The sequence below is a fragment of the Cupriavidus sp. 207A1 genome (genome assembly GCF_057798955.1).
On the sequence record NZ_JBYOJO010000012.1, the window covers coordinates 235,274 to 250,034 of the forward strand.

Below are 14,761 nucleotides of genomic sequence, written 5' to 3' on the forward strand. Positions count from 1 at the left end.
TCCGGCGCGCGGTTGCGCCCTCGGCCCGGCGGTCCTCAGGCCGCGGCCACCAGCTGGTCGATCGCGCCGAACACCGAATGACCCTGCGCGTCGAACATCTCGATCTTGACCGCGTCGCCGAACTTCATGAATTCGGTCACCGGCTTGCCTTCGTCGATGGTCTCGAGCATGCGCTTCTCGGCGATGCAGCAGTACCCCTTCTTGCGGTCGACATTGGAGATCGTGCCCGAGCCGACGATGCTGCCGGCGCGCACGTTGCGGGTCTTGCAGATATGCGCGATCAGCTGGCCGAAGTCGAACACCATGTCGGTGCCGCAGTCGGGCTGGCCCACCTTCTTGCTGTTCCAGTGCACCGTCATTGGCAGGTGCACCTTGCGCTCGCGCCAGGCCTCGCCCAGTTCGTCGGGGGTCACCGCCACCGGCGAGAACGCCGTCGCCGGCTTGCTTTGGAAGAAGCCGAAGCCCTTGCCCAGTTCGGCCGGGATCAGGTTGCGCAGCGAGACGTCGTTGGCCAGCATCACCAGCCGGATGGCCTCGCCGGCCTGCTCCGGGGTGGCGCCCATCTTCACGTCGCCGGTGATCACCGCCACCTCGGCCTCGAAGTCGATGCCGAAGGCCTCGCTGGCGCAGACGATGTCGTCATGCGGGCCCAGGAAATCGTCGGAGCCGCCCTGGTACATCAGCGGGTCGGTCCAGAACTCGGGCGGCATCTCGGCGCCGCGCGCCTTGCGCACCAGCTCGACGTGGTTGACGTAGGCCGAGCCGTCGGCCCACTGGTAGGCGCGCGGCAGCGGCGCCATGCAGTCCTTCGGCGCGAACGGGAACGGATGCCGTGCGCGGCCGCCGTTGAGCGCGTCGTACAGGTCCTGCAGCTGCGGTGCGTAGAACTGCCAGTCGTCGAGCACGGGCTGCAGCTTGCCGGCGATGTCGGTGGCGTAGTGCGCGGTCTTCAGGTCGCGCGACACGACCACCAGCTGGCCGTCGCGCGAACCGTCCTTCAGGGTTGCGAGTTTCATGGGATGCGGTAGGGATCGGGGCACCTGCCGGGCAGGCGCGATGGGCGCTAGTCTAACGCGGCGCGCGCGCCGCTCAGTCGACCGTGATGCCCTTGGCCTTGATCAGCTTGCCCCAGCGCTCGGCCTCGGCGCGTGCGTAGCTGGCGAATTCCTCGGGCGTGCTCGAGACCGCTTCGACGCCAACGCCTTCCAGCTTCTTCTGCACCTCGGGCGTCTTCAGCGCCTTGACCAGCTCGGCGTTCAGCCGCGCGACCACGGCCTTGGGCGTGCCGGCCGGCGCCACCATGCCTTGCCAGGCGTAGGCCTCGAAGCCGGCCACGCCGCCTTCGGCGACGGTCGGCACACTCGGCAGCACGGTGAGGCGCCTGGGCGTGGCCACGCCCAGCGCGCGCAGCTTGCCGGCCTGAACGTTCTGCTGGCCCGAGGCCAGGTCCAGGAACATCAGGTCGACCTGGCCCGCGAGCAGGTCCTGCACCGCGGGCGCGGCGCCCTTGTAGGGCACGTGCGTCATCTTGACCCGGGTCTGGTCCATGAACAGCTCCATCGCCAGATGGTGCGGGCTGCCGGCGCCCGGCGAGGCAAAGTTGACCTTGCCCGGGTGCTTCTGCGCATAGTCGATCGCTTCCTTGAGCGTGCGCGCCGGGAAGTTCGGGTTGGCTACCAGCACCAGCGGGAAGCGCGCCAGTTGGCCGATATGGACGAAGTCCTTGTCGGCGTTGTACGGCAGCTTCTTGTACAGCGACGGATTGGCGGCCAGCGTGGCGGTATCGGCGGTCAGCACGGTGTAGCCGTCGGGCCTGGCATGCGCCACCGCATCGGCGCCGACGATGGTGGCGGCGCCGGGCCGGTTGTCGATCACCACCTGCTTGCCCAGTGCCGGCGAGATCGCCTGGGCCACGGTGCGCGCGACCACATCGGTGCCGCCGCCGGCGGGGTAGGGCACCACCCAGCGGATCGGCTGCGACGGCCAGCTGTCGGCGTGCGCGGGTGCGCTGGCGGTGCACAGCAGGGCCAGCAGGGGAACGGCGCCGAGGGCGGCAAGGACGGGGCGGAAGTAGCCAGGGGGGCGCATCGGTGGTCTCCATGGTAAAACGGGGCCCGGCTCGGCGGGCGGCACGTGCGCCGCGCCGGACAGGTCTGTGGCGAAGAAAGTCTACCGAGCGCTTAAAAATTGGTAAATCGATTTCGCTATAGTAAATTTACCTAGGATTTTTCCCTCCCCCAGCCAGCAAGCACACGCCCTGCCACCCGCATGTCAGAGATCGAAGAAGAAGACGCCAAGCTGCGTTCCGGCATCCAGTCCATCGAGGTGGGCTTCAGGCTGCTGCAGGCGCTCGCGGCATCGCCGCGCGCGATGATGCTGCGCGACCTGGCCGCCGCAGCAGACATGAACCCGGCCAAGGCCCATCGCTATCTGGTCAGCTTCATGCGGCTGGGCGCGGTGGCGCAGGACCCCGTCAGCGGGCGCTATGACCTGGGGCCGTTCGCGCTGCAACTGGGGCTGGCCGGGCTGAACCGTCTCGACCCGGTCAAGAAGGCGCGGCCGATCCTGTCGCAGCTGCGCGACGAGCTGGACCTGACCGCCGGCATCGCGGTGTGGGGCAACCACGGTCCCACGGTGGTGCACTGGGAGGAATCCAGCCACCCGGTCACGGTCAGCCTGCGCCTGGGCGACGTGATGCCGATGCTCAACTCCGCCACCGGCCGGCTCTACGGCGCCTACCTGCCGCGCAAGCAGACCCTGCCGCTGATCGAGCGCGAACTGGGCGCGCGCGGCCATGACGGCGTGCCCGACATGCCGCGCACGCTGGCCGACTACGACGCGATCTGCGCCGAGGTGCGCGCGCACGGCGCCGCGCGCACGCTCGGCGGCGTGCTGCCGGGCATCAATGCGTTCTCGATGCCGGTGTTCGACGCCAACGGCCATCTCGCCATGGGGCTGATCGTGCTGGGCGCGCAGAGCATATTCGATGCAGAATGGGGCGGTACGATGGATCGCCGTGTACGCGCCATCGCCCAACAGCTCTCATCGGAACTCGGCTACCTTGGTGCCGCCACGCCGGCCGGACAAACCGGCCCCGCCTGAACCTGACGCCCGGCGCGGCGCGGATTCCCGCGTCTGGCGCCGGCGCCGCTGGATTTTTGTGATTGCGCTGGTGCTGCTGGTCCACCTGCTGGCGGTGGTGGGCCTGGTGCGCATGCCCGGGCCGCTGATCCCGGTCGATGTCAGCGATACCCCCACGCTGGAAGCCGTGCTGCTGCCGCCGCCGGCGCCGCCGGCCCCCCCCAAGCCAAGGCCGATCGCGCGCGCGCCGCGCCCGCAGCCCAAGCCCGCGGCACCGCAGCCTGAGCCGGAAGTTCCCGCACCCGCCCCCGAGCCGGCGCCACCGCTTGCCACCAGCCCGCAGGGCGCTACCGAGATGGCCACCGGCAGCGGCGGCGAAGGCAGCGCGGCCGCGCCCGCAGCCCTCGCCGCGCCGGCCCCGTCCGGCGGCCCGCAGGGCGGCGTCAACGGCGTGCGCTACAGCGCGCCCCCGTCGGCGACCATGCATTACGCCAGCTTCGTCAACGGCGTGCAGAACCCGGACGGCCTGATCCGCTGGGAGCAGGACGGCGGCCGCTACCGCCTGGCGGTCGAGACCCGGGTGCTGTGGTTCCGCTTTGCCTTCCAGAGCAGCGGCGCGCTGGCCGAGCAGGGGCTGTTGCCGGAACGCTACGAAGAGCGCCGCCGCAACAAGGTCGAGGCCTCGCGCATCGACACCGCGGCCGGCACCGTGGCCTTTGCCTCGGGCGCGCAGGCGCCGTTTCCGCCCGGCGCCCAGGACCGCTTCAGCGTCTTCCTGCAACTGGTGGGGCTGGTGCGCGGCAATCCCCAGCGCTACGCCACGCCCGGTGTGACCGAAGCGTTCCAGGTGGCCGACACCCGGGATGTGGAACCGATGCAAGTGCAGTATGTTGGAGAGGTCGAGGTCGACACCGGCCAGGGCGTGGTGCGCGCCAAGCACTTTGTGCGGCTGCCGCGCCGCGCCAACGACCGGCGCCGCGTCGAGGTCTGGCTGGCGCAGTCGCTGGGCTGGATGCCGGTGCGGTTGCGCCAGACCGAGCCCGACGGCACCCAGATCGACCTGGTGTACCGCGGCAAGGAAGGACCGTAGCGCCGCCGGTTCGCGCAGATCCACGCAGGCTTGACCGAAAGGAGACCCAGCCATGACCGTTGCCACGCCGCCCACCGAAACCCGCCGCATCCATGCCGACGGCGCCGACCTGCACGTGCGCCTCGACGGCGCCGACGGGCCCTGGGTGATCCTGACCCATGCCCTGGCGGCCGACCATACCCTGTGGGACCTCACCGCCAGGCACCTGGCCGGCCGCTACCGCGTGGTGCGCCCGGACCTGCGCGGCCATGGCGCCAGCGATGCCCCGCTCGGCCCCTACACCATGACGCGCCTGGCCGACGACGTGGTCGCGGTGATGGACGCGCTGCAGATTCCGCAGGCGCACTTCTGCGGCATCTCGGTCGGCGGGATGATCGGGCAGAGCATGGGGCTGCGCCATCCGGAGCGGCTGCTGTCGCTGATCCTGGTGGCAACCAACAGCCAGACGCCCATGGAAGCCCACCCGATGTGGCACAACCGCATCGGCCAGGCCGAGGCCCACGGCATGGCGAGCCTCGCCGACGCCACCCTCAGCCGCTGGCTGACGCCGGCGTTCCATGCGTCCCATCCGGATGAAGTGTTGCGTATTCGCAACGCGCTGGTGGCGACCCCGATACGTGGATACGTGGGTGTGGCCGAGGCCATCATGGCTTTCGACCTGGCGGGCGCGCTTTCCCGCATTCATTGTCCTACGCTGGTAGTAGCGGGCGAGCAGGACCAGGGCGCCACCGTGGCGATGGCACAAAGCATTGCCGCGGCGATCCCCGGGTCACGGCTCGAAGTGGTGCCGCAAGCGGCGCACCTGGTGCACGTGGAGCAGCCGGAACGCTTCCACGCCGCGCTGGACGCCTTCCTGGGGAGCGCCGCATGCGGGGGCCAGTGCGACGTTCCGTGACAAGCAACACACTGATGTTCCAGGCTCAAGAAACTTGTTGCATTGGCCGATGCCCAATTCATGTAAGGCAGAAAATCGTGGCAACGTGGTGACCGGCACTCAATAACTTGATTTCCCGCCGGTCACCCCAAGTTTGGAGGTAAAGCCGCGGCGCCCCCCTCATGGCAACAACTGAGGCAAGAACCACAAGGGCGAGCCGCCCATCCATGACGCCCAGGAGGTGTGCCATGCAAATGATCTACAACAGCGACAACTACTGCATCGTCGAGTTCGGTGCGGATGTCGAGCAAGCGCCGCTCGAATTCGGCGGCTACGAAATCGTCGACAAGAACCTGAAGCGCGAGATTTTCCTTGGCGGCCAGCTCGCCGAAAGCTTCCGCGCCGACGTCAAGCGGCTGATCGAAAGCGAGCCGTCGGTGGAAGAGGTCGATGACTTCCTCGGCAAGTTCGACAACGTGATGACGCACCCGCTGGTGATGCACTGAGCGGCCACGCCGGGCCGGCGCCCCGAGCCGCCGCCCGCCCGGTTTCGCGACGAGGACCAAGCCCGCTTCGGCGGGCTTTTGCTTTCTTGCGGCCGCGATGGCTCAGTACTGTTCCCAGGGCAGCCCGTCGTGGCGCCAGCCGTTGAGCGTATTGCGGTGGCGCTCCGCGTCGAGGTCGCCCTCGAAGCCGTGCAGCACAAAGCGGACGTTGGAAAAACCCGCGCCCTCGAGCGCGCGGGCCGCGGCGGACGAGCGATTGCCGCTGCGGCAGATCAGCAGCACCGGCCGCGCCGAGGCCTGCCCGGCGAGCTTCTTCACCATCTGCACGAAATGCGGGTTGACCTCCCAGTCCGGGCCGTCGTTCCAGGGCACGTTGTGCGCGCCCTTGGGATGGCCGACGAACAGGTATTCCATCTCGCTGCGGCAGTCGATGAAGAGCGTCTCGGGCGATTGCGCCAGCAAGGCGTGGGCGTCGGTCGGGGACAGGTGTTGCATGGTCGGGAGAGGCAGTGAAGCGGCGCGGCGCAGGCCGCCGGACGGTGATGTTTACGCCTCTCAGTGTAGGCGCCGGAGCGTCCGGCAGGCAACCGACGGCACCCGCAAGGCCTTGATACACCTGATAAAATCGCACCTCCTTGGCCGCCATCGGCCACCGCGGCCTACCGTCGAAGCTCCGCCGGCCCCGCCTTTCCAGAGTTCCCCGCCATGAGTGCCCCTGAATCCCGCGCGGCCGCACCGCGCCCCTACACCCGGGCTGCCGAGCTGCCCCGGCTGCTGCAAGAACGCATCCTGATCCTGGATGGCGCCATGGGCACCATGATCCAGCGCTACAAGCTGAGCGAGGCCGACTACCGCGGCGAGCGCTTCGCCGAACACAAGGTCGACGTCAAGGGCAACAACGAACTGCTGCTGCTGACGCGCCCGCAGGTCATCAGCGAGATCCACGAGCAGTACCTGGCCGCCGGCGCCGACCTGATCGAGACCAATACCTTCGGCGCCACGCGGGTGGCGCAGGAAGACTACAAGATGGCCGAGCTGGCCTACGAGATGAATGTCGAGGCCGCGCGCCTGGCGCGCGCTGCCTGCGACAAGTACAGCACGCCCGACAAGCCGCGCTTCGTCGCCGGCGCCTTCGGCCCCACGCCCAAGACCGCCAGCATCTCGCCGGACGTGAACGACCCCGGCGCGCGCAACGTCACCTTCGAGGAATTGCGCGAGTCGTACTACGAACAAGGCAAGGCACTGCTCGAAGGGGGCGCCGACGTGTTCCTGGTCGAGACCATCTTCGACACGCTCAACGCCAAGGCCGCGCTGTTCGCCATCGACCAGCTGTTCGAGGACACCGGCGAGCGCGTGCCGGTGATGATCTCCGGCACCGTGACCGATGCCTCGGGCCGGATCCTGTCTGGGCAGACCGTCGAGGCGTTCTGGAACAGCCTGCGCCATGCGCGGCCGGTGACCTTCGGCCTGAACTGCGCGCTGGGCGCGACGCTGATGCGCCCCTACATCGCCGAGCTGGCCAAGATCTGCGACGCCGCGGTGTCGTGCTACCCCAACGCGGGTTTGCCGAACCCGATGAGCGACACGGGCTTCGATGAAACCCCCGAGGTCACGTCGTCGCTGGTGGAAGAGTTCGCTGCCTCCGGGCTGGTGAACCTGGTGGGCGGCTGCTGCGGCACCACGCCCGAGCATATCGCCGCCATCGCCCAGCGCGTGGCCGACAAGAAACCCCGCAGCTGGCCCGGCCAGTATCGCGACGCCGCCTGAGCCCGAGAGCCTGACAACATGAGCGAGAACAAACTGCCCCCGCGCCCGATGCGCCTGTCCGGCCTGGAGCCCTTTACCATCGACGATGACACGCTGTTCGTCAACGTCGGCGAGCGCACCAACGTGACCGGCTCCAAGGCCTTCGCGCGCATGATCCTGAACGGCCAGTTCGACGAGGCGCTGGCGGTGGCGCGCCAGCAGGTCGAGAACGGCGCGCAGATCATCGACATCAACATGGACGAGGCCATGCTGGACTCGAAGGCCGCGATGGTTCGCTTCCTGAACCTGATCGCGTCCGAGCCCGACATCGCGCGCGTGCCGATCATGCTGGATTCGTCCAAGTGGGAGGTGATCGAGGCCGGCCTGCAATGCGTGCAGGGCAAGCCGGTGGTCAACTCGATCTCGCTGAAGGAGGGCGAGGAACAGTTCCGCCACCACGCCGAGCTGATTCGCCGCTACGGTGCGGCCAGCGTGGTGATGGCCTTCGACGAGAAGGGCCAGGCCGACACGTTCGAGCGCAAGACTGAGATCTGCAAGCGCAGCTACGACATCCTGGTCAATGAAGTCGGCTTCCCGCCGGAAGACATCATCTTCGACCCGAACATCTTCGCGGTCGCGACCGGCATCGAGGAGCACAACAACTACGCGGTGGACTTCATCGAAGCCACGCGCTGGATCAAGCAGAACCTGCCGTACGCCAAGGTCAGCGGCGGCGTCTCCAACGTGTCGTTCTCGTTCCGCGGCAACGACGTGGTGCGCGAGGCGATCCACACCGTGTTCCTGTACCACGCGATCGGTGCGGGCATGGACATGGGCATCGTCAACGCCGGCCAGCTCGGCGTGTATGACCAGCTCGATCCCGAGTTGCGCGAGCGCGTGGAAGACGTGGTGCTGAACCGCCGCGAGGATTCCACCGATCGCCTGCTGGAAATCGCCGACCGCTACAAGGGCGGCGGCGCCAAGAAGGAGGAAAACCTGGCCTGGCGCGGCACGCCCGAGCAGCCGGTGCCGGTGGGCGAACGCCTGGCGCACGCGCTGGTGCATGGCATTACCACCTTCATCGTCGAAGACACCGAGGAAGTCCGCCAGCAGGTCGCCGCGCGCGGCGGCCGGCCGATCGAGGTGATCGAAGGCCCGCTGATGGACGGCATGAACATCGTCGGCGACCTGTTCGGCGCGGGCAAGATGTTCCTGCCGCAGGTGGTCAAGAGCGCGCGCGTGATGAAGCAGGCGGTGGCGCACCTGCTGCCCTTCATCGAGGAAGAAAAGCGCCTGCTGGCCGAGGCCGGCGGCGACGTCAAGGCGCGCGGCAAGATCGTGATCGCCACCGTCAAGGGCGACGTGCACGACATTGGCAAGAACATCGTCTCGGTGGTGCTCCAGTGCAATAACTTCGAAGTGGTCAACATGGGCGTGATGGTCCCGTGCAACGAGATCCTGGCCAAGGCCAAGGTCGAGGGCGCGGACATCGTCGGCCTGTCCGGGCTGATCACGCCGTCGCTGGAAGAAATGGCCTACGTCGCGTCCGAGATGCAGCGCGACGACTACTTCCGCGTGAAGAAGATCCCGCTGCTGATCGGCGGCGCCACCACCTCGCGCGTGCATACCGCGGTCAAGATCGCACCCAACTACGAAGGCCCGGTGGTGTACGTGCCGGACGCCTCGCGCTCGGTCAGCGTGGCGTCGAGCCTGCTGTCCGACGAAGGCGCGGCCCGGTACCTGGACGAGCTGAAGAGCGACTACGAGCGTATCCGCACCCAGCACGCCAACAAGAAGGCCACGCCGATGGTGACGCTGGCGCAGGCGCGCGCCAACAAGACGCCGATCGACTGGAGCGGCTACGTGCCGCCGAAGCCAAAGTTCATCGGCCGCCGCGTGTTCCGCAACTACGATCTGGCCGAGCTGGCCAACTACATCGACTGGGGCCCGTTCTTCCAGACCTGGGACCTCGCCGGCAAATTCCCCGACATCCTCAACGACGAGATCGTGGGGGAATCGGCGCGCAAGGTGTTCTCGGACGGCAAGGCCATGCTGTCGCGCCTGATCCAGGGCCGCTGGCTGAGCGCCAACGGCGTGATCGCGCTGCTGCCGGCCAACACCGTCAACGACGACGATATCGAGATCTACACCGACGAGACCCGCAGCAAGGTCGCGCTGACCTGGCACAACCTGCGCCAGCAGAGCGAGCGCCCGGTGGTCGACGGCGTGCGCCGCCCCAATCGCTGCCTGGCCGACTTCGTTGCACCGAAGGACAGCGGCATCGCCGACTATGTCGGCGTGTTTGCCGTGACCGCGGGCCTGGGCGTCGACAAGAAGGAGGCGCAGTTCGAGGCCGACCACGACGACTACAGCGCGATCATGCTCAAGGCGCTGGCGGACCGCCTGGCCGAGGGCTTCGCCGAATGCCTGCACGAGCGCGTGCGCAAGGACCTGTGGGGCTATGACGCCGCCGAGGCGCTGAGCAACGACGAGCTGATCGCCGAGGAGTACCGCGGCATCCGTCCCGCGCCGGGCTATCCGGCGTGCCCGGAGCACACCGTCAAGGGGCCGATGTTCGAATTCCTCGACGCGGCCGAGATCGGCATGGGCATTACCGAGTCGCTGGCGATGACGCCGGCGGCCTCGGTCAGCGGCTTCTACCTGGCGCATCCCGAGTCGACCTACTTCACCATCGGCAAGATCGGCCAGGACCAGCTCGACGACATGGTCGCGCGCCGCCATGAGGACCGCGCCGCGCTGGCGCGCGCGCTCGCGCCCAACCTGTAACCGGGTGCGACGCCCGGGCGGCAGCGGCGGCGGCGATGCGCCGCCGCCAGCCCTTTGATGCAGCAGGAAAAGCGCAGCGAATGGCCCGCACGGCGCCGCCAGGGTGGCGTGCGGGCCGCCTCACAACTCCTTACAGTGCCTTTCAACTGCTCACAGACCGCCGCAATCCGGCTCCCTAGACTGAGGGCTCGATACACGCAATCACCAGCGTGATCACCGCGGCGAATGTTTCGCCGTGGGGCATCCTGAAAGGAGTCTGTCCATGAAGAAACTGCTGCTCTCCCTGTCCGCACTGTCGATCGCCGCGGCTTCCTCGCTGGCCATGGCCCAGGGCACCGGCGCTGCCGTCGGCGCCAAGGCCGATGTCGGTGCCTCGGTGACCACGCCCGCCCCCGCCGCGGCGGCACAGGGTGGCCTGAACGCCGTCGGCGGCGCCGCCACGGGTGCAGCGGGCGCTGCCGAAAAGGGCCTGTCGACCGCCGGCGCGGCGACCGACAAGGGGCTGTCGGCAGCGGGCACGGCTGCTGACAAGGGCCTGTCGACCGCGGGCGCCGCCGTCGACAAGAGCGCCGGCACCGCCGCCGACGCCACCGGCTCGGCCAAGGCAGAGGCCGGCAGCAAGGCCAAGCATGGCAAGCACGCCGCCAAGTCGACCAAGAAGTCGAAGGCCGACGCGAACGTGGGCGTCAGCGCTGGCGCGGAAGCCGGCGCGAAAGCGCAGTAAGCACCCGGGTAGTCGCTTGCAGTACTAGCCCCAGCCTCTACCGGTGCAGGCCGCGCCGGGCCTCCTCCAGGGAAGTTCACGGGCCTGACGCGCCGCAGCAAAGCGGGACGGATCTTATCCGTCCCGCTTTGCTTTTGTTGCGGCCGCAGCGCGCCCGCGGCCGGCCGTGCCACCGCGCCGCATTGTCAGCCTGACACCGACAGCCTGAGCGCGCGCGCGGCACTACAATGACAACATCGCAAGCGGTTCCGCCTGCACCCGACGTGCACCGGGCCAAAGTGCCGGTCCGTTAAACCCGTGGAGCCCCACATGATCCGCGTCCTGATCGCCGACGACCACGAGATTGTGCGTGCCGGGCTGCGTCAGTTCATTTCCGAAGAACCCGATATCCAGGTGACCGGCGAGGCCGGCAGTGGCGACGAAGTCATGGCGCAGCTGCGCGATGCCGAGTTCGACGTGTTGGTGCTGGACATCTCGATGCCGGACCGCAACGGCATCGACGTGCTCAAGCTGATCCGCCAGCGCAAGCCCGACCTGCCTGTGCTGATCCTGTCGACATACCCGGAAGACCAGTACGCGATCAACCTGATCCGTGCGGGCGCCTCCGGCTATCTGACCAAGGAAAGCGCACCCGACGACCTGGTCAAGGCAATCCGCACGGTGGCGCAGGGGCGCCGCTACGTCAGCGCCACCGTGGCTGACCTGCTGATCGGCGGGCTCGACAAGCCGACCGAGCAGCCGGTGCACCAGATGCTGTCCGAGCGCGAATTCCAGATCTTTTGCAAGCTTTCACGCGGGCAGTCGGTATCGGTGATCGCCGACGAGCTGTTCCTCAGCGTCAAGACCGTCAGCACCTACCGTTCGCGCATCCTGGAGAAAATGGGCATGAAGACCAACGCCGACCTGACCTACTACGCGATCAAGAACGGCCTGGTGGAATAGCAGTTCAATCGCGGCCCCGTGCGGGCCGCCCCGGAAGGGACCCGCAATACAAAATATGTCGGAGCAGGATTCGAACACTTCCTACCGGGCGCTGAACGTGCTGCTGATTGAAGATTCGGCGGTCCTGCGTGGCATGCTGCTCGAATACCTGAAGGATTTCCCGTTTATCGAGAACGTCGACTGGGCCGATACCGAAGCCCTGGCGCTGCGCCTGCTCGGCGCCGGCAAGTACGACGTCGCCATTGTCGACCTGCAACTGCGCCAGGGCAACGGCATCAACGTGCTGCGCGCCATGCAGCGCGCCGGCACCGAAACCGTGCGCATCGTCTACACCAACCATGCCCAGCTCGAAATGTACCGGCGCCAGTGCGCCGAGGCGGGCGCCGACTACTTCTTCGACAAGTCCCTGGAGCTGGAGCAGGTGTTCCGCGTGATCGAGGAACACGCCGCGCCGCAGGGCTGACGCATCAGGCGCGTGCCGGCTCGGGACTCTCGGGTTCTTCTGCGGGCGCCAGCACGGAGGTTGTCAACGGCACTTCGATGCGGATGCGCACCCCGGCATCCGGCGACGAATCGATCTCCATGCTGCCGCCCAGCGCCGTGACGCGCTGCTCCATCCCCAGCAAGCCGTGGTGCCCGGCCTGGCTGCCGGCGTCGAAGTCCGGCGGCAGGCCCTTGCCGTCGTCGCGCACGGTCAGCGTCAGCAGTTCGCCCTGGCACGCCAGCGACACCTCGACGTGCCGGGCCTCGGAGTACTTGCTGGCATTGGTCAGCGATTCCTGCACGATGCGGTACAGCGCGATCGCGGCTTCGTCGCGCAGCGCCGGCAGGTCTTCGGGCACGCTGACCTCGGTCTCCCAGTTGTTGCGCGCGCCCACTTCCTCGACCAGTTGAGTGACTGCCGCGCGCAGGCCCAGGTTGAGCAACACAGTGGGGCGCAGGTCCTCGATCAGGCGGCGCTTGATCTGGATGCCCTGGTCCACGTGCAGCATCACGCGCGTCAGGCGCTCGGCCGCCACCGGCTGGTCCGCCTGTACCTTGCGGCGCACCCAGTGCAGGTCCAGCTTGATCGCCGTCAGGATCGCGCCCAGCTCGTCATGCAGTTCGCGCGCGAGCCGGGTCTTCTCGTCTTCGGTCACGCGCTGCAGGTGGCCCGCCAGCGCCGACAGCTGGCGCGTACGCGCGCGCACCTTGCGGTCCAGCCGCACGCTTTCCTCTTCCAGCTGGGTGCGCACCGCCTCGGCCATGGCCAGCCGCTTGGCGTGGCCGATGCCGACGGCCATCAGCAGGATGATGTTGATCGCGGTGAGCAGGCCGATGCCGTAGCGCGACAGCTGCACGTCGTTCTCGGCGCCCTCGAGCCGGTGCGAGACCGCGCCGGCCTCGCGCGCCTGCAGCTGGTCGAGCCCGCGGCGCGCGTTATCCATGGTCTGCTTGCCGTAGTCGGTGCGGATCAGGTCCAGCGCCACTTCCAGGTCGCGCTTGCCGTACACCAGCGTCAGCGCCATCTCGTTGAGCTTGCTGTTGACCAGCTTGGAGGTGTCGCCGAATTGCTTCAGGCCTTCCGGGTCGTTGGCGTAGCCCGCGCGGATCTGCGCCATCAGCTCGGCGATGCGCGGCAGCGCCTTGTAGTACGGCTCCAGGTAGCTTTCCTTGCCGGTCAGCAGGAAGCCGCGCTGGCCGGCCTCGGCATTGACCAGCTCGCCGTTGAGCGCGGCCAGCTCGGTCTGCAGGCGCTGCGAGCGGATCACGTCGGTATAGCTTTCACGCAGGCGGATATTGCCGGTTTCCGACGCCACCAGCACCGCCAGGGTCAGCAGGATGCCGCCCGCGAGCAACAGCGTGTGAGGGAGAAATGACTGCTTGAACATGGGGCAATTCCTATCGAGAAGGCGCGCTCGCCCGCCGCGGCGCCAAGGGAGGGCCCATGGAATCACATCGACCGCCATGGGTCAACCCGGCGCCGGTTTTAGAGTCGCACTTTGCGCCAGCGCCGCAGCCTCATTGCGTGCACGGCAAGCGCTGCGCGAAGCCCGCGTGGCGCGCGGCAGGCGTTGTAGGACTTGGCTGACAGTGGAATCGGCTGCCTGTCGGTATTGGCACGAAGCGTGGCTTTCTACGATGAGGCTATGAGCTTGCACCCGTTGGCGCAAGCCTCACATGGGCCCAGCCAGTGCGCCTGGCCTGGTCCGAAATCTTCGGGAGCCTAGCCATGCTGCAATATGCACTCGTATTTTTCGTCATCGCCCTGATCGCCGCGATTTTCGGCTTCGGCGGGATTGCCGCCGGCGCCGTGGAAATCGCCAAGATCCTGTTCTTCATCTTCCTGGTCGTGGCGCTGGTCGCCGCGGTGATGGGACTCGTTCGCAGGGGACGATAACGCCGGCGCAAGCCGGCATCACGCCCTCGTCGACCCGAACCTGAGGAGACCGTATGCTGACGCAGAACCCTAAAGTCCGGAAGGAACTGAACCACCTGTCCGACAGTGCCGACAGTGCGATCCGCCATATCAAGCATGCCGCGCGCGATACGCGCGAGGCGGCGGCGCCGGTGTCCAGCGAAGTCAAGTCGCTGATCTCGCAGCTCGAGCACACCATCCAGGTGCTGGCGCGCGAGGGCTCCGCCGAGAGCCTGCAGGCGGGCCACCGCCTGCGCGAGCGCGCCAGCGACATGGCGCATCGCCTGCGCGCGCAGACTGCTGACGGCATGATGCGCGCCCGCGAACGCATGGATGGCGCGGTGGTGCAGGCCCAGCACCGCGTGGCCGAATCCCCGCTGAAGGCGGTGGCGATTGCCGCCGCGGTCGGCGCGGTGATCGGTCTGTTGCTGGCCAACGGCCGGCACCATGCCGATGAGGAATAGCCGCGCGGATTCAGCAGACAAGACCTGACGCGAGAGACCCGCCTGGCGCGCCAGCCGGGCTCCGCCGGAATTCCCCCCTTTCCGGAACCCTCGTCCGGAAGCCCGGTCGCCAGTTGTGGTGCCGGGTGTTTTTTTATCCGCGGAAAGCG

At 67.8% G+C, this 14,761-nt stretch carries 15 protein-coding genes; 11 read left to right on the top strand and 4 right to left on the bottom strand.

Translation table 11 applies throughout. The annotated features are described in order from the left end of the window. Positions 1 to 35: 35 nt before the first annotated feature. Positions 36 to 1,016: a fumarylacetoacetate hydrolase family protein gene (locus AC3FMM_RS22205; protein WP_488687497.1), complete on the bottom strand. Its 981-nt coding sequence runs from the start codon at positions 1,014 to 1,016 to the stop codon at positions 36 to 38. Positions 1,017 to 1,089: 73 nt separating this feature from the next. Beyond that, positions 1,090 to 2,088, bottom strand: a complete 999-nt coding sequence (locus AC3FMM_RS22210) for a Bug family tripartite tricarboxylate transporter substrate binding protein (RefSeq protein WP_115707754.1) — start codon at positions 2,086 to 2,088, stop codon at positions 1,090 to 1,092. 180 nt (positions 2,089 to 2,268) lie between these two features. On the opposite strand from AC3FMM_RS22210, the gene AC3FMM_RS22215 reads away from it, so the two are divergent. The 4 genes from AC3FMM_RS22215 to AC3FMM_RS22230 all read left to right on the top strand — a co-directional run bounded on the left by AC3FMM_RS22215 (position 2,269) and on the right by AC3FMM_RS22230 (position 5,551). After that, on the top strand, positions 2,269 to 3,102 hold the full coding sequence (locus AC3FMM_RS22215) for an IclR family transcriptional regulator (RefSeq protein WP_062796236.1): 834 nt from the start codon (positions 2,269 to 2,271) through the stop codon (positions 3,100 to 3,102). 58 nt (positions 3,103 to 3,160) lie between these two features. Then, positions 3,161 to 4,171 (top strand): DUF3108 domain-containing protein, encoded by a 1,011-nt coding sequence (locus AC3FMM_RS22220; RefSeq protein WP_240987641.1) that lies wholly within the window; start codon positions 3,161 to 3,163, stop codon positions 4,169 to 4,171. A gap of 52 nt (positions 4,172 to 4,223) precedes the next feature. Further along, positions 4,224 to 5,066, top strand: coding sequence for a 3-oxoadipate enol-lactonase (gene pcaD / locus AC3FMM_RS22225; RefSeq protein WP_115707756.1), 843 nt, complete (start codon positions 4,224 to 4,226; stop codon positions 5,064 to 5,066). A gap of 227 nt (positions 5,067 to 5,293) precedes the next feature. Continuing rightward, complete coding sequence (locus tag AC3FMM_RS22230) at positions 5,294 to 5,551, top strand: BTH_I0359 family protein (protein WP_012351433.1); 258 nt, start codon at positions 5,294 to 5,296, stop codon at positions 5,549 to 5,551. Positions 5,552 to 5,653: 102 nt separating this feature from the next. On the opposite strand, the gene AC3FMM_RS22235 is transcribed toward AC3FMM_RS22230, so the two are convergent. After that, positions 5,654 to 6,046, bottom strand: coding sequence for a rhodanese-like domain-containing protein (locus AC3FMM_RS22235; RefSeq protein ID WP_018006652.1), 393 nt, complete (start codon positions 6,044 to 6,046; stop codon positions 5,654 to 5,656). A gap of 210 nt (positions 6,047 to 6,256) precedes the next feature. On the opposite strand from AC3FMM_RS22235, the gene AC3FMM_RS22240 reads away from it, so the two are divergent. The 5 genes from AC3FMM_RS22240 (at position 6,257) to AC3FMM_RS22260 (ending at position 12,213) form a co-directional block, all read left to right on the top strand. Then, entirely contained in the window at positions 6,257 to 7,318 is a 1,062-nt protein-coding gene (locus AC3FMM_RS22240) for a homocysteine S-methyltransferase family protein (RefSeq protein ID WP_115679112.1), read from the top strand. An 18-nt stretch (positions 7,319 to 7,336) separates the two neighbouring features. Then, positions 7,337 to 10,084 (top strand): methionine synthase, encoded by a 2,748-nt coding sequence (gene metH, locus AC3FMM_RS22245; RefSeq protein WP_488687498.1) that lies wholly within the window; start codon positions 7,337 to 7,339, stop codon positions 10,082 to 10,084. Between the two features lie 262 nt (positions 10,085 to 10,346). Continuing rightward, a complete protein-coding gene (locus tag AC3FMM_RS22250; RefSeq protein ID WP_115679114.1) occupies positions 10,347 to 10,808 on the top strand; it encodes a hypothetical protein in 462 nt (153 codons plus the stop codon). Positions 10,809 to 11,117: 309 nt separating this feature from the next. Next, positions 11,118 to 11,750: a response regulator gene (locus tag AC3FMM_RS22255; protein ID WP_018006648.1), complete on the top strand. Its 633-nt coding sequence runs from the start codon at positions 11,118 to 11,120 to the stop codon at positions 11,748 to 11,750. Positions 11,751 to 11,805: 55 nt separating this feature from the next. Next, a complete protein-coding gene (locus AC3FMM_RS22260; protein ID WP_115707760.1) occupies positions 11,806 to 12,213 on the top strand; it encodes a response regulator in 408 nt (135 codons plus the stop codon). Between the two features lie 4 nt (positions 12,214 to 12,217). Here the strand turns inward: AC3FMM_RS22260 and AC3FMM_RS22265 are convergent, their stop codons facing one another. Then, positions 12,218 to 13,621 carry a sensor histidine kinase gene (locus AC3FMM_RS22265; RefSeq protein WP_115707762.1) on the bottom strand — a complete coding sequence of 468 codons (1,404 nt, stop codon included), beginning with the start codon at positions 13,619 to 13,621 and terminating at the stop codon, positions 12,218 to 12,220. 341 nt (positions 13,622 to 13,962) lie between these two features. Between AC3FMM_RS22265 and AC3FMM_RS22270 the strand changes: the two genes are divergently transcribed. Then, positions 13,963 to 14,130: a DUF1328 domain-containing protein gene (locus AC3FMM_RS22270; RefSeq protein WP_010812883.1), complete on the top strand. Its 168-nt coding sequence runs from the start codon at positions 13,963 to 13,965 to the stop codon at positions 14,128 to 14,130. Positions 14,131 to 14,183: 53 nt separating this feature from the next. After that, the gene (locus tag AC3FMM_RS22275) at positions 14,184 to 14,612 is read left to right on the top strand and encodes a DUF883 family protein (RefSeq protein ID WP_092315167.1); all 429 of its coding nucleotides are present in this window, start codon (positions 14,184 to 14,186) and stop codon (positions 14,610 to 14,612) included. Positions 14,613 to 14,761 lie beyond the last annotated feature (149 nt).